This window comes from Siminovitchia sp. FSL H7-0308 (assembly GCF_037980985.1).
Lineage (GTDB): Bacteria > Bacillota > Bacilli > Bacillales > Bacillaceae_C > Siminovitchia > Siminovitchia thermophila.
The window spans coordinates 377,845-392,869 of sequence record NZ_CP150282.1 but is presented as its reverse complement, the minus strand read 5'-3'; the positions used below and the strand labels follow the sequence as shown (position 1 = coordinate 392,869).

Genomic DNA, 15,025 nt, shown 5'->3' with positions numbered 1-15,025 from the left:
TCCATTGCCCCGGATGTTTTTTCATGTTAGCGCTAGCATTTTCTTTGTTTTTATTGTACGATATACGTACAAATATTTAATTATCGTACAACCTTATTATAGCAAGGGAGATGACGAGATTGTCAATAGAAAAAACAAAAAATTCAACAAAGTCTGCAGATTTCGTGCAATCACTTAAGCGCGGACTAGCTGTTATCCAGGCTTTTTCTGAAGAACATCCGTCTTTAACCATTAGTGAAGCCGCAAAAATAACTGGCATTAGCCGTCCGGCTGTTCGAAGAATTCTTCTTACTTTAAAAGAGCTCGGATATGCAGAATGTGCCAATGACCGCTTTTCACTTACCGTCCGTACTCTGTCACTTGGTTATGCCTACCTCTCATCAAAAAATATTTGGCATATCGCTCAGCCTCATATGAAACATTTTGTTGATAAAACGGGGGAATCCTCTTCTATTTCTGTATTGGATGAAACAGAAGTTGTCTATGTCGCCCGGGTTGCCACAAAGAGAATCATGACTATTGCCATTGATGTGGGCACAAGGCTCCCGGCACACGCAACCTCCATGGGGCAAGTATTACTGGCCCACCTTTCGGAAGCCGAGTTGGAAGAATATTTTAAACGGGCAACATTAGAATCGTTCACAAACAACACCATTACAGATAAGTCACAACTACTTAACGTCTTTGAGCAGATCAGGGAAAACGGATGGATAATGGTTGAACAACAATTGGAGGAAGGGCTGCGATCTATAGCAGTGCCAATAAGAAATTCTAATGGCAAGGTAATAGCAGCAATCAATTGCTCTGCGCACGCCGGAAGGATCAGCTCATCAGTCATCCAAGAGCAGTTTCTTCCATTGCTTTTAAAAACAGCAGAAAAAATAAGCAAGGATCTGGCAACTTACGATTCTTCGTTGCTATAGATGACCGATGTTCCCCTGAATCCGGTCACGTCAGAAGAAAGGCGACAGTCGATATAAATACAAAAATGATCCAAGCGGTCCGCTATTAGCAATCCCCAAATACAAAACAGGTGGAAACGCCGCTTTTTCCACCTGCTTTGTGGTCACTTTTTTACAACATCTTACTGCGGGCGCATGACGAAATTCAAAGAAGCCTCCTTATGTCCACCTTTATCCTCCAGCTTTGTGACAAGGTCTGTCCGCACCCCGTCTGCCACATCTGTTTCCAGCCACTCATCCCCCTCAAAAAACACTTGGGTAATCAACGTTTCATGTCCCTCCGCCTTAAACATGAGATGAAGATGGGCCGGGCGCATCGGATGCTGGTCCATATACTTCAAGAATTCTCCTGTCGGACCGTCTGCCGGTATAGAGTACGGAACAGGCACGATTGTCTTCACTTCAAAATCTCCGTTTACATCTGTATAAAAATGCCCTCTTAGATTGTATCTCGGTGCATCTGCATCAAAAGCGGAGTATTTCCCTGAATGGTCATTTTGCCACATCTCAACACGGGTGTTTGGAAGCGGCATGCCATCCGTGCTGCTCACATTTCCTTTAAACATCAACACCTCACCCGCTTCATCGTGCCGCTGCGTCAATACGAGAGGCTTTCCGGACTCTTTCTTCAGCAATGGTGACCCTTCAATAAAATACGGTCCCAATAGCGACGGCTGGGTTCCAGGTTTATTTGTATACATCGCTTTGAGCACATGGGATTCAAGGAAAACATCCGTATACAGGGGAAGTTCACCGGCTCGTCCCAGACGGTCCGCCCAGTTGACAAAGTTCGTGTACTCTTCATGATTTAACTTCGCTTCCTTTAAAAAGTTTTGCACGTGCTTAACAAATAAATGAAACACTTCCTCGACACGTTCATTTTTTTGTACCGCTTGCTTTTGCATAGATAATTCCTCCCTAGATATTATTGAATTTCCAGGCTTTGTCTCCCCAACAAATCTCGCACTTTGATCCAGTCATTCTTCTGAAGCAATTTTCTAATTCTCGTAGATGAAATTCTTTTTCCTTGTTCACATGTTACAACAGGATGAATATTCACTTTCAAATATTCCGAGAGCCATTCCACGCTGCCTTCTTTGTCCTTCCCAAACCGAAAATCCGGTCCCACCCATATATCACGTGCTCCCAACAAACGTAGCTCCTTGATAAATTCTAATGGAGGCCTGGAAGCATAATGTCTGTTAAAATGTGCGACTATCGTATAATCGACATTCAACTCCTTAATCAAAGCCATTTTCTCTTCAATGCTTGTTAACATCCGCTCGCTTTGAAAATAAACCCGAGGAGGAGGATCAAAGGTGTAAACGACAGATGGCATATCTAATTCGCGAGCCCTTTTGACCGCCCGTTTAATCAATGTTTGATGTCCACGGTGCAAGCCGTCAAAAGCTCCGATGGAAACTACAGAAGATTTCAGAATCAGCTCATTTTCACGAAAGACTTTCATGCTGTTTTCCTCCTCATGCCAATATGAAAAAATATCAATTTTGGAAATAATTTACATCATCCGGGTTCAGCCAAGTGTCGTTCACCCAGCCATCGAGGTCATAGTCAGCCATGCATTGCTCGGCAAATGCAATATATTGATCGGCCGCACCCGTCTGGTTGGCAACTGTCAAGTTCTCCAATCGGATATTTTCGTGGTTTCCGGAGTAGTTTCGTTCGTACAACTCATGGCGCCCTCCGTATTCCGTACCGACAACTTCCCATAACAGCTTAATCAGCTTGATTTTTTCAAGAGAAGTGATGCCGTTGGACCCCCGGTATAGTCGGTCGATCAACGGTCTTAATTCGGGGTTTTTAAAATCGGCCGCACTGGAAGGCTGCACGATCAAATTGCCGGCCACTACGTTTTCAATGATCCCTTTGATTTTTGGCCAGCCATCAGACATAAACACACGATAGGAAAGCCCATATTTTAAGTTCGGCAAAACCGTTCCATTCCGCCCTTGATCAGGGTTCATGGCCATCGAATCACTAAGTGACCAAAACATATTTTTCCAAGCCAACACTTCGCCCACATTTGCCTGGACGCCGCGAAATTGATCCGTTCCGTTTGTTTTGACGGCTTTTAAAAGCAATCCGGAAATAAAATCGAGTTTCACCGCCAGTCTCGTTACCCCGTGAAACGTAAAGCGATGAAGAAAACCGCTCTCGGGAAAAAAATTGTTGGCCTTTTCGACGTCCCGATAAATAAGAACATTTTCCCAAGGGATAAGTGCCCGGTCGAAAATAAGTACAGCATCGTTTTCATCGAAGCGGCTGCTCAACGGATAGTCAAAAGGACTGCCCATCACCGCTGCCTGCATTTCATACGATTGACGGCAGATTAATTTCACTCCTGGCGTATCCATAGGGGCAATAAACACCAAAGCCATATCCTCTGAGCCAACCGGAACAGCGCCATAATGAGCAACAAAGTTGTAGTTTGTAAGAGCAGAACCAGTCGCAACCATTTTCGCACCGCTGACAATAACACCTTTATCTGTTTCCTCTTCCACCCTGACAAAGACATCCCGGACAGCTTCCAATGGTTTATTACGGTCAACAGGAGGATTGATGATCGCATGATTAAAGAACCAGTTTCTTTCTTGGGCCTCTTTATACCAATATCTGGCATTATCTTCATAAGGAGCATAATAATCAGGGTCCGCCCCTAACGTAGCCAAAAAAGCGGCCTTGTAATCCGGTGACCTCCCCATTTGCCCATAGGTGATTTTAGCCCATTCCACTATCGCATCTCTTGAACCAATGAGATCATCCACTGTCCTGTCATACTGAAAAAATCTCTGCGTATAACCGTTGTTTCCCGTATCTGTTTCAGTTGTTAAAATTGCTTTCGTTTTTTCATCGTGTAAGGCATCGTATTGGCGCGCAATGGATCTCGCCGCATTTCTGAAAGCGGGATGAGTTGTGACATCTTTGACTCTTTCACCATGAATCCAAACCTCTCTGTTGTCCTTCAAACTTTCTAAGTACTCTTTTCCTGTCAATGGCAGCTTTACTTTTTGTTTTTGCGTGACCATTTAAGCCCTCCTTAAACACACTTTTTTAAAGCGCTTTCAATCTCTGTTTTTATTATGAATGTGTTTCAATACAATCGTAAGTGCAAAAGAATATGAATATTCCTCCTATTACCACTCATTTTTGTGGTATTGAAGAAAAAGCAAATGCCGTATGTATGCTTGACTCATCTTTCCATATGTTAGATATGCTTCCCATAAAAAAATCCTGCCGAGTCAGCAGGATTCCACTAAGAATGTATAATTGGGGGTTTTTTTCCATTAATTAGCATGGCAAAATAAATTTGGAGAGCCAATTGACAATGAAATCGACCTTCTCCCGTCTTTAGATCAACGTCACACAACTCTGCAATCCGGTCCAAACGATATCGTAATCCAGCAATCGAAAGATGGAGCTTATCAGCGGTCTGTTGCAGGTTTCCATTATAATCAAGATACGTTTTTAAGGTGATTAAAAAATGAGACTCATTCACCTTGTCATACTCTACCAATTCACCGATTGTCTTTTTATAAAATTCTATAAGCTCCGTTTGGTCCGTTCCTTTTAAAAACATCATAATGGACCCCATATCTTCATACAGAGATATCAAACTGTCCGCTGGATGAGTCAGATGGATAAAATTGCTGATGGAACGAGCATCTTCATAGCTCTTCCTCAAATCAGCAAGATTCTTCGACTTTCTGCCAACGCCAATATAAAATCCGCCGTTTTTAAACTGCTGTTTCAACTGTGTAAGGAGATTTGCAGAAACATGAAGAATTTGCTCCATATCTTCGTTGGTTAAAATCATGATAATAAACTCATCATTGGAAAAGAAATCTTTCTTAGAATAATCTGGATGCAGTTTTAAAAACTGCATGACATCCTGCCGTTTTTCGGAAGGTTCCACCTTAATGGAAATGACTCGGTTCGGATTATTGGGAAGAAAATGAAACAAATGCGAAAACTTTTCATAACCTTCATCAATGGAATGATGAAGCATTTCCTCAAAGAAATTTTCCTTCTTTTTCCATAGTGAACGAGTGATTTTCCAATCATGATACATTTGGACGGTAAAGATGCTTCGTGCCCGGCTTATCATAAGCTGATCTTTTTGAGTCATTTTTTCACGGCCTATGACTACCAACCGGCCAAGATTGACCGTGTTTGCTCTAATAGGAAATGTTGAAATGTCATTATGCCTTTCCTCTGTATAAATAAACCGATCAGCCCAATTATGATAAATCGCCTCATCCTCCCTATCTAAAAAAGCGCTTTCAATCTGTTTGTTATAATAATCAATCACCAGACTTCTATTTAAAACGCGGGCAACAAATTGAACCGTTTCCGATAGCCCTTTATCTTCCAACAAATAATTCGTTAATTCTTCGTGAATTTTATCTGATTCGATAATGGTTTGATTGATGCTGTTCAGCTCTTGATAAGCCCGGTCCAGTTCGGAAACCAAAGTTTCGGCTTTGTAATAATTCAAATAGGACTTATGCTTTTCTTCAAGCTGTTCAACGGTTTTCGCAACAAAACGGCAATAGGAGTCTCCTTTTCCAAAGCAGCATTCTTCATAGGCGATGACATCTTTTCCAAAAGCGCTTGTTAAATAACCGCTTGCATAGCCGACAAGAATCCAGCAAGTGTGATCATTGCCCGCTCCTAAATATTCAATATGTTCTTGGGCCTCAAAGGAATTCCTCCAAAATCCGGTAAAGTGAATCGAGCTTTCCGTTAGTTCAATTGTGTCAGGCTCAACGGTGACAACCCCTTCCAAGGTATGAAGCACCGGGCCGGCCAACAGCAATTCCTTGGGATTTTTCCAATTATACATGGAAGCAATTGTTTCTCCGTCCTTTTTTCCCCATTCCCATCCATATCTCATTAAAAACCCTTTGGCCCGCTCCATTCCGAGCGTATTGATTAAATCACGCCGCAAAAGGCCCAAGGCTTCAACGGAAACCAAGACGCTTCTCTTATGATTGAACTTGATAATCCCTGTTCGAGGATCTGTTTCGATCAGATTGTCAAACAATAATTGGCTCGCCTTCACTCGTCAGTGACCCCCTTTATATTTAAGAGAGAATATGATTTGAATGTATCTTGGAAAACTGCCCACCATAATAAAGAAGCGGCTGTCCCGGATGATATTCAAAGCTTTTTACTTCCCCCAGAAAAAGAACATGATCCCCGCCATCATATGACTTCCATGGCTCACACTCGATATAGGCCAGCGCCTCTTTAATTCTTTTTCCCAGCATACCATTTTCCCATTCAAACGGTTGATTTTTTTGAGGCCTTCCGGCAAAATGCATGGCGATATCTTGCTGATCCTCTTTTAAAATATTGACAATAAATCGATTGTTTTCAAGGACACTCAAAGCTCTTGTTTTCCGATCGACAGAAACTAAAATTAACATTGGATCAAGCGATACAGATGTAAAAGAGTTTGCTGTAAATCCATGAGTGCCTGTTTCTGTCTCACTCGTAATGATCGTTACACCCGTAGCAAACTGCCCTGCACAATTTCGAAATTCTCTCGTATCCATTTCATCTCTCCTCACTTTTAAGTCAATTTATTTAAAATTGTAACAATATTCGCGTCCACAATGAACCGTAAAAACCGGTAGAGAATTTGCCGCTTACTTGCAAAAATACACGAACCACTTCACAGGGAACACTAAACATCATGAACAATTAAATGGAACACAGAGCGATTAAATCTTATTGTAAAGCAATTTTCGATGGTAATAATGAGGGAAAAAGCACTATGGCTAACGGGGTTGTGAGAAGAAACTGAACAGACAAGTTCCACACAAACGTTGGTACTTTAATGAAATCGCATTTAAAAAAGAAATATAAGGCCTGATCTCTATACGATACCGAGTTTAGGCCTTACCGACTCAAGTTCTTCACTGGACGCTTAACAGTTTTTACCCAGCTTCAGAGAAGCTTTGCAAAATAGTGATTCATATGGAAATCGTTTGACTGAATACTTTTACCCTGCATTGATGTATTTTTATACAATACAGGTGTCAATAGCACTCTACAAAATGCGCTGTACGCCACATCCAATGAGTCTTGTATAAATGATACACTAGAGAAGCTCAAATGAAACCCTTTTATACTTAGGCTAAATGAAAATCAATGTTGGCATTTGACAAAATGTATTTTTGCTCTGCGTCTAATTCCTTAGTAGTAATGAGGGTGTCAATTTCTTTCATATCCGCTACTTTGTATAAAGATATTTTGCCGATTTTAGTATGGTCAGCCATAACAATCACTTTTTTGGCGGAACGGATCATCGCCCTTTTTGCTGACACTAAATAATCATCAAAATGAGTGAGGCCGTGTGTGTGGTGGAAGGCGGGCGTCCCAATAAATGCCGTGTGTACATGCAGCTCTTTTAATGCCTGATCTGTCAACATGCCATTTAGCATATAACTTTCCGGAAAAAGCGTTCCCCCGGTGACAATCACCTTCGTTGACTTCGAAAAGCGCAGCTTGGCGGCAATATTAATATCGTTCGTTATGACAGTAATGTCCTTTTTATGTAAAATGGCATCAATGACATGCACAGTAGTCGTCCCTGAGTCTAAAATGATGTTATCTCCATCATTGATAAACTCTCCCGCCAGTTTGCCCATTCTTTTTTTCTCTTCGTACCACACTGATTCCCGTTCTTGAAATGGCGGTTCAGAATGCACTTCATCCTCAATCATGACTCCACCATGAGTCCGCTTCAACTTTCCTTCTTTTTCAAGGAGAGATAAGTCTCTTCGAATCGTCGCTTCATGAACACTAAAGTGCTGTGCCAATTCCGCCACTGTTGCCACCCTGTTTTTCCTGACAAACTCCAATACTTTATTTTGCCTGTCGAGTATGAGCAATGTAGTCACCCCAATCAAAGTATAAATATGATTTTTCCCATTTTTTCTCCTGCACAATTTGATCCATAGCGATCACCAAATCTTCAATTGTTTTGATGTAAAAAGGAGTTTCCGGAACTAGTTTCAGAAAGGTTTTTTGCAATGTGTAAGGCCCCCAGATTCTGAAAAGGATCTTCTTGAGCGGCTGAAAATGGGAATTCCTTTCTCCAATACATCTCTCGTATTGATTGGAACGTGATCTTCTGATACTCCCAATAATAGTAATTTACCATTACGAGAAATTAAATCAATGGCTCGATGAATGACAGTCTCACAAAATTTGCCGCCGCTACATTCAAAAAAACCGGCTACTCATGCAAGTTTATGTGGACGTATTTGAAAAAAAGGATTACATGTTTCTTCAACAGTCAACGCATCAGCAGTTGGAGCAGCCGTTTTAGGAGCAGTTACGGCAGGAGAATATAAGAAGCATCTCAGCGGATGAAACAACCTTTTATTTACATAAGGAAAGATATGCTGAATGATGTAAAATGTATGGTGAAATGCACCATTATTTTGGTCTCCAACGTCCGGAATTCATGGAGTAACGTGACGGCCGTTTTGGGGTGGGTCCATTTTTAAACGGGGATCAACCATTTATGAAAAGCAGCATTTACCAGTTAGGAGAGAATTTTAAAAAGGATTACCATGCTACGCTGAAACCTGCATGGTAATCCTTTTTCAGCAAGTAAATTGCTTCTTTATAAAACCTTTCGTTTACCGCTTACATTTCCTTTACGTTCAGGTCAACTTCTTTGCCTTTGTTGGGCGACCATATTGAAACTGTAATCATGACAACAAAGCTGACGGCAATACCGTAGATGATGGGTGCCGTAGATGTAATGCCTTCAATGGCCAATCCGGCCAAAATAACGGCGGTACTCGCGATAATGGCATAAAATGCGGCCTTGGCCGTTGCTTTTTTCCAGAACAATCCTAGAATAACCGGCGCAAAAATGCCTCCCGATAATACGGCATATGCCACATCAAGCGCCACAAGCACATCCTGAATCCATAATGCACAGACAATCGTCAATATGCCAATGACTGTTGTAACGACTCTCGATAATGCCAAGTATTGATCATCTGTTATATTTTTCAAGAAAAACCGTTTGATAATATCGTTTGAAATCAATGTCGAAGAGGCGAGCAATGTACCGGAAGCGGTAGACATGAGCGCTGAGACAACCGCCGCGATCACCAAGCCTAATACCCCGGAAGGCAAAATGGCAACAGCCATGCTGGCAAATGTATTTTGTGTATCTTCCAAATTAGGCAAGATGACGAAAGCGCACATGCCGATAATCGCAACGGCAACGCCGTAAAGCAAGCTGTAAACACCGGCTGCAACAGTACCGGCCCGTGCAATTTTAATTGTTTTCGCTGTCAATATTCGCTGCCAAATATCCTGGGCCACAACCATTCCAAGGGCAAAAAGCAAGAAATACTGAAATATTTCTTGGCCGCCGATTCCGGTAAAAGTAAAGTATGTGTCCGGCAATTGACTTTGCAGATTGGACCAGCCTCCGGCTTTGGAAAGACCGAGCGGAAGCATGATGAAGAAAACCCCGATCGTCATAATGATAAATTGTACAATATCCGTCATCGTAACCGACCACATGCCGCCAAGGATTGTATAGAATAAAACAACTCCTCCTCCCACCAGCATGGAAACGGTTAAATTCCAGCCAAGTAAAACGTTTAAAATCGTACCCATTCCAATTACTTGCGTAACGGAAACCATCATCGCATATGTCGCGGCAATCACAGCGCTGACAAGGCCTGCTTCCACCCCAAAGCGCTTACTCAAATATTCACTAATAGTCATGACAGAAAGATTGGAGATTTTTTTGGCGAGAAAAATGCCGAGCAGCATAATCCCCAAACCGAGCATAACGACAAGCCACATGCCGGATATCCCAAATTCATAACCAAGTTTGGTGGAGCCAATCGTTGATGCCCCACCTAAAATAACAGCTCCGAGACAGCCGAAATACATAAAGAAACCAAGATTTCTTCCGGCTAATACATAATCCTCAGATGTTTTGGCCCGTCGGGAACCAATAATCCCAACAATAACCAACAGCAGCAAATAGGCAATCATGATAGCAACGTCTAATGTGTTAAAGTTCATGCTGCTTCCCCCTTTACTTCTCTGAACTTTTTAATCTTTAGATTCCTTTTTCAACTGGCGTCTTTTCTTTAAAGCCGTCAGCGTAATCATTTCATAAATCACTGAAGAAGCGAGTACAGCCGTAATTTCGTTGGCATCATAGCTCGGCAGCACTTCCACCAAGTCAAAACCGACCACATCCAACCCATCAAGACCCCGTACATATTCAAGCGCTTCATAGCTAGTTGGTCCCCCAACTTCCGGTGTTCCTGTACCCGGAGCGTATGCGGGATCTACGAAATCGATATCATATGTGACAAATACTGGACGGTCTTTGACCCGGTCATGGATTCTTTTCATTACCTGTTCAAAGCCAATCTTCCGCATTTCCTTCATCGGAATGACTTCAAAACCGAGCTTTCGTGCATCCTCAATATCATCCGGGCTATACAGCGGCCCTCTCATTCCAACTTGGATCGAGTGCTCGACATCAAGAAGCCCTTCTTCCACGGCACGGCGGAAAGGTGTTCCATGCATATATTTTTCCCCGTAATAATGCTCCCACGTATCGCCATGGGAATCAAAATGAACCAAAGCGATTTTACCGAATTTTTTATGAAAAGCTCTCAAGTTTCCCAATGAGATGGAATGATCGCCACCCATAATAATCGGTATGACGTTTTTTTCTAAAAGCGGTGTCAGCTCTTCCACCATATTGTCATAAGTTCGAAGGGCATTTCCCGGAATGACGTTAATATCCCCATAATCCACCCCGGAACAATATTCAAAAATATCAATATCCATATCCGGATTGTAGGGGCGAAGGAGCACTGAAAAGTTGCGGATATGCTGCGGCCCGAAACGCTGGCCAGTCCGATTTGAAGCCGCTGTATCAAACGGGCAACCCAGAACGGCAAAGTCAATTCCTTCAGTTGTTCGTATTTGTTCTAATCTCATAAAAGTCCTCGTTCCGACAAATCGCGGGGACTGTGAAGAATCTTTTGGTTTATACATAAAATAACCTCCTGTCAGTTTTTATAGTCTCAAAATATACATTGCAAAATCCGTGCCAACTTTCGAGAAGCGCGGGTATTGAATCTGGCCCATAAAAAAAATCCATTAATGCATCAAAAAGACTTCTTTCGATTCATTAATGGATTATAATTCATTTATGAATTAATTCCGTATTTTTTCAGCTTACGAACAACGCTTGACTGGCTGATGCCCAAGTATTCGGCCATTTCATAGGTTGTTTTATATTGTCTGGCGGCCCGTTTCAACCAGCGGATCTCCACCTGCTCCAATGCCTGCTGCAAGCTTCCCCCTTCTTCTTCCCATCCTTCCCCTTCCGGCTCCAGGTCAGGTAAAGCTGCGGCAGCATGTGCATAAAAAGGCAAAGCATTTGGATAAATTACCCTGCCTTCTGTCGTAATGACGAGCCGCTCGACCAAATTCTCCAACTCCCTGACATTCCCCGGCCATTGATAATCGAGCATTGCGTTGACTGTCGCCTGATGAAAAACTTTATCGGTTTTATATTTTTCATTAAATTTCTCCAAATAAAAGTGGCACAACTGCAATAAATCATCCTTGCGCTCCTTGAGCGGCGGAATCGTAATCGGCACTACATTCAGGCGATAGTAGAGGTCTTCACGAAATTGTCCTTTCTGGACCATCTCCCATAAATCCCTGTTTGTCGAGACAATGATTCTGAAATTAATATTTTTCGGCTGTGTCCCGCCAATTCGGGTTATTTTCTTTTCCTGAATCACCTTCAGCAATTTTGCCTGAAGTCCGAGCGGCAGCTCCCCGACCTCATCTAAAAAAAGTGTGCCATGATTGGACAGCTCAATTAATCCGGGCTTGCCTTCTTTGTTCGCCCCGGTAAAGGCTCCCCGCTCATACCCAAACATTTCCGATTCAAACAATGTTTCCGGAATAGCTCCGCAGTTTACCTCAATAAATGCCTCTTTTCTCCGATCACTTTTTTCATGGATCGCTTTTGCAAACACGTTTTTACCGACGCCCGATTCTCCCAGAAACACGACGGTCGCATCTGATATGGCGACCCGCTGCACAAGCTGCCAAATGTTGTGCATTTCTTTACTCTTAAATGTAATGCCCTCAAGAATTTGTTCTTTATCCCGTAATTCCTGAATTTCGCTCTCATAATATTCCATTTTGGCGCGCAGTTCTTCATAATCTTCCTTGAGCTGCCGTAATTCCGTTAAATCATGTGAAAAACTGATGACCCGGATCATGTTGCCTTCATGATCAAACACCGGAAGAGCCGTTGCCATGACCGAGCGGCCCGTCAGTGTATGCTGCATCACCTGAACTTCTTTTTTCTCGGCGAGTACTCTTCTCGTAACGGAGGGAGAAAAAATTCCTTTCCGTTCCAACTCATCAACGTTTTTTCCAATCAGTTCTTCCGCTACTTTTCCATAAATGGATAAGCAGTTCGGACTTGCCCTCAACACTTTTCCTTGACCATCCGTAATGACGATATTGTCATACGAAGCGTCCAATATGGCTTTTAACTCCATTTCAAGAATATCTTCTTCGTTCATGATCCATCACTCGTTTTTCTTCATTATAATTGAAGTTATTTTATCATAAGTTTGCGACAAAACCGAAAGGGATGATAGCAAGTCAGGAAATCAAACTTGATTGAATAACATGGACTGTGAACCAGAAGCAGCCTTTTAACAGCGGCCTCATTAAAAGCTGGAGCTAAAGGTTTTTTTCCTGAAAATGGATACTTTCTTTGATATAGCCCAGGAAATAGGCATCCGTCCTGTTTCTAGTAGGGAGAACAGGAATCGCTATCTGTTGGCTGGGAGCCATTCGGAGCCGCCAAAAGAAAATGGACTCCCCCGCAGAGTCCATTCTTGTTGGCTAAATAGGCCTTATCACTGCGCGAACCGGGCTTCCGTCCGCTCCTTCAATCGCAAGGGGGAGGGCAATTAATTCATAGTTACCAGGTTCTACCTTTTCCAATACAATGTTCTCTAAAATAAACACGTCGTTTTCATGGAGAGAGTGATGTGCCAGCATTTTTTTGCTGTCAACGGGGTCAACGGATGGCGTATCGATTCCAAGCAAACGCACCCCTTTTTCCTTTAAAAAAGGCCCAACATCTTCACGCAAAACGGTATATTTTTCCGGAAAAACCGTCAGATCCCTGTCCGTCATGGTCCGTAAAAGAAGCCGCTGTACTCCTTCAATCCCTAACGACTCAAGCTCAGCGCGACCCACGCTCTCATATCCCGTGACATCAATGACCCGGGCCGGCCCAATATAGAGGTCAAGATCCAGTTCATGTACCCTTTTCCCCTCATGATCAAAATGAAATGGCGCATCAATATGCGTTCCGGAATGAACACTTGTCGTGATTTGGCCGATATTGACCGAGCCCGTTTGCTCTTTCGTAAAGCTGAGTTGAAAAGAAAACGGCGTATCCCCCGGCCAAACAGCCATTTCATTTGTCAGCGGCTGTGAAATATCAATCCATTTCTTTTTCTCCATCTATATCACTCCATTTAAATGAGTCCCAACGTATTTAAGAATACCACCACAATCGTAGCGGGGACAACCCAAGTCATCAGCAGGCGCCATCCGGAATAGAAACCTGGAGCGATGGTGCCATTCAACAAAAATTCTTCCTTAACGAGGACCTTATCCATGCGATGGATAATGAACAGCGCAATCAACAAACTGCCAAATGGAAGCATGAGATTACTCACCAAATAATCGGTCGCATCAAAAACACTTTTGCCAAAAATTGTAAAGTCGGCAAGACTGCTTGAAGACAATGCAGCCGGGATCGCCGCAATAAAAATCACAACTCCCGCAAGCCAGGTGACTTGTTTCCTTGACCGCTTTCCATTTGCCGTAAAAGCTGCAACTATGATTTCGTATAAACTGAATGATGACGTCAATGTGGCAAATAAAAACAAGAGCAAAAACATGCTTAAGAACACTTCACCGAAAGGCAACTGCGAAAAAACAGACGGCAACACAATAAATAGTAGTCCCGGACCTTCCGCCGGCTCATATCCGAAAGCGAATACAACCGGAAAAATCGCTAATCCCGCCAATAATGAAACAAATATATTCATTCCCACAACCGATCCGGCAGAGGAAGTCAGACTGACATCTTTTTTCAAATATGAACTGTACGTGACCATGCACGAAAAGCCGACAGCAAGCGAAAAAAACGACTGTCCTAACGCATACAACAATGATTTGCCCGTTATATTAGAGAAGTCGGGAGCCAAGAAAAATTTGACACCCTCTATCGCGCCATCAAGCGTCAAGGAGCGAATGACAAGAATGATAAAAAAGAGAAACAAAAGCGGCATCATATATTTATTCGCTTTTTCGATACCATTTTGAACTCCCGAGGCAATGACAAGCACGTTGGCGAGCGTAAACAAAAGCAGTCCCAGTAGCGTGATCCACGGAGAACCGGTCACTGCTCCAAACAAGTCCGGATAATTGGCGCCGTCGCCAATAATTTTCCCGGGGAGCGACAAACCGCTATAAATAAGCACCCAGCCCCCGACAACACTATAAAAGGAAAGAAGCAAAAAACAACCAAGTAAGCCGAGCCTGCCGACCCACACCCAGAAACTATCGGGAGCCAACTTTTTGTATGCGCTAAGCGCCTCCCTGCCACTCCCTCTCCCGATAATAAACTCCGAAATGAGCATTGGCAGTCCGATTAACAAAGTGAATACGACAAAAATGAGAAAAAAAGCTCCGCCGCCGCTCATTCCAGTTACATATGGGAACTTCCAAATGGCCCCCAAGCCGATCGCCGCCCCGGCGGAAGCCAAAATAAAGCCAAGCTTGGATGACCATTGTTCCTTTCTTTCTTCCATACCATTTCCCCCTGTTTGTCCAAATAGTCTTTCAATTTATATAAAACACCGCCGGCAGCTTACCGGCGTTGACGTATGCTGAAGGTGCGCTCCCCACCTTCCCTT

13 protein-coding genes are annotated in these 15,025 nt (G+C 42.9%); 1 reads left to right on the top strand and 12 read right to left on the bottom strand.

The window, feature by feature from the left end:
* Positions 1–119: 119 nt before the first annotated feature.
* Positions 120–923: an IclR family transcriptional regulator C-terminal domain-containing protein gene (locus MHB50_RS01865; RefSeq protein WP_340084775.1), complete on the top strand. Its 804-nt coding sequence runs from the start codon at positions 120–122 to the stop codon at positions 921–923.
* 161 nt (positions 924–1,084) lie between these two features.
* On the opposite strand, the gene MHB50_RS01860 is transcribed toward MHB50_RS01865, so the two are convergent.
* From MHB50_RS01860 to MHB50_RS01805, 12 genes are all read right to left on the bottom strand, one after another.
* Positions 1,085–1,867 (bottom strand): dioxygenase, encoded by a 783-nt coding sequence (locus tag MHB50_RS01860; protein WP_340084774.1) that lies wholly within the window; start codon positions 1,865–1,867, stop codon positions 1,085–1,087.
* A gap of 20 nt (positions 1,868–1,887) precedes the next feature.
* The gene (locus MHB50_RS01855) at positions 1,888–2,430 is read right to left on the bottom strand and encodes an FAD synthetase family protein (RefSeq protein WP_340084773.1); all 543 of its coding nucleotides are present in this window, start codon (positions 2,428–2,430) and stop codon (positions 1,888–1,890) included.
* 34 nt (positions 2,431–2,464) lie between these two features.
* On the bottom strand, positions 2,465–4,009 hold the full coding sequence (locus MHB50_RS01850; protein ID WP_340084772.1) for a 4-hydroxyphenylacetate 3-hydroxylase N-terminal domain-containing protein: 1,545 nt from the start codon (positions 4,007–4,009) through the stop codon (positions 2,465–2,467).
* Between the two features lie 227 nt (positions 4,010–4,236).
* Positions 4,237–6,045 carry a XylR N-terminal domain-containing protein gene (locus tag MHB50_RS01845; protein ID WP_340084771.1) on the bottom strand — a complete coding sequence of 603 codons (1,809 nt, stop codon included), beginning with the start codon at positions 6,043–6,045 and terminating at the stop codon, positions 4,237–4,239.
* Between the two features lie 22 nt (positions 6,046–6,067).
* Positions 6,068–6,541, bottom strand: a complete 474-nt coding sequence (locus MHB50_RS01840) for a flavin reductase family protein (RefSeq protein WP_077113776.1) — start codon at positions 6,539–6,541, stop codon at positions 6,068–6,070.
* A 579-nt stretch (positions 6,542–7,120) separates the two neighbouring features.
* The gene (locus MHB50_RS01835) at positions 7,121–7,882 is read right to left on the bottom strand and encodes a DeoR/GlpR family DNA-binding transcription regulator (protein WP_077113775.1); all 762 of its coding nucleotides are present in this window, start codon (positions 7,880–7,882) and stop codon (positions 7,121–7,123) included.
* On the bottom strand, positions 7,857–8,024 hold the full coding sequence (locus tag MHB50_RS01830) for a hypothetical protein (RefSeq protein ID WP_171974024.1): 168 nt from the start codon (positions 8,022–8,024) through the stop codon (positions 7,857–7,859). Before MHB50_RS01830 ends, MHB50_RS01835 begins: the two co-directional genes overlap by 26 nt.
* Before the next feature lie 621 nt (positions 8,025–8,645).
* Positions 8,646–10,055: a sodium:solute symporter gene (locus MHB50_RS01825; RefSeq protein WP_077113774.1), complete on the bottom strand. Its 1,410-nt coding sequence runs from the start codon at positions 10,053–10,055 to the stop codon at positions 8,646–8,648.
* Positions 10,056–10,085: 30 nt separating this feature from the next.
* Complete coding sequence (speB, locus tag MHB50_RS01820) at positions 10,086–11,048, bottom strand: agmatinase (RefSeq protein WP_077113773.1); 963 nt, start codon at positions 11,046–11,048, stop codon at positions 10,086–10,088.
* A gap of 155 nt (positions 11,049–11,203) precedes the next feature.
* Positions 11,204–12,604 carry a sigma 54-interacting transcriptional regulator gene (locus MHB50_RS01815; protein WP_340084770.1) on the bottom strand — a complete coding sequence of 467 codons (1,401 nt, stop codon included), beginning with the start codon at positions 12,602–12,604 and terminating at the stop codon, positions 11,204–11,206.
* Between the two features lie 328 nt (positions 12,605–12,932).
* Complete coding sequence (gene kynB, locus MHB50_RS01810; protein ID WP_340084769.1) at positions 12,933–13,562, bottom strand: arylformamidase; 630 nt, start codon at positions 13,560–13,562, stop codon at positions 12,933–12,935.
* A 14-nt stretch (positions 13,563–13,576) separates the two neighbouring features.
* Positions 13,577–14,920: a sodium-dependent transporter gene (locus MHB50_RS01805; protein WP_340084768.1), complete on the bottom strand. Its 1,344-nt coding sequence runs from the start codon at positions 14,918–14,920 to the stop codon at positions 13,577–13,579.
* Positions 14,921–15,025 lie beyond the last annotated feature (105 nt).

Coding starts and splice junctions, on each gene's coding strand:
- MHB50_RS01860 (WP_340084774.1), bottom strand. CDS start 1,867: ATGCAAAAGCAAGCGGTACAAAAAAATGAACGTGTCGAGGAAGTGTTT.
- MHB50_RS01855 (WP_340084773.1), bottom strand. CDS start 2,430: ATGAAAGTCTTTCGTGAAAATGAGCTGATTCTGAAATCTTCTGTAGTT.
- MHB50_RS01850 (WP_340084772.1), bottom strand. CDS start 4,009: ATGGTCACGCAAAAACAAAAAGTAAAGCTGCCATTGACAGGAAAAGAG.
- MHB50_RS01840 (WP_077113776.1), bottom strand. CDS start 6,541: ATGGATACGAGAGAATTTCGAAATTGTGCAGGGCAGTTTGCTACGGGT.
- MHB50_RS01825 (WP_077113774.1), bottom strand. CDS start 10,055: ATGAACTTTAACACATTAGACGTTGCTATCATGATTGCCTATTTGCTG.
- speB (WP_077113773.1), bottom strand. CDS start 11,048: ATGTATAAACCAAAAGATTCTTCACAGTCCCCGCGATTTGTCGGAACG.
- MHB50_RS01815 (WP_340084770.1), bottom strand. CDS start 12,604: ATGAACGAAGAAGATATTCTTGAAATGGAGTTAAAAGCCATATTGGAC.
- kynB (WP_340084769.1), bottom strand. CDS start 13,562: ATGGAGAAAAAGAAATGGATTGATATTTCACAGCCGCTGACAAATGAA.
- MHB50_RS01805 (WP_340084768.1), bottom strand. CDS start 14,920: ATGGAAGAAAGAAAGGAACAATGGTCATCCAAGCTTGGCTTTATTTTG.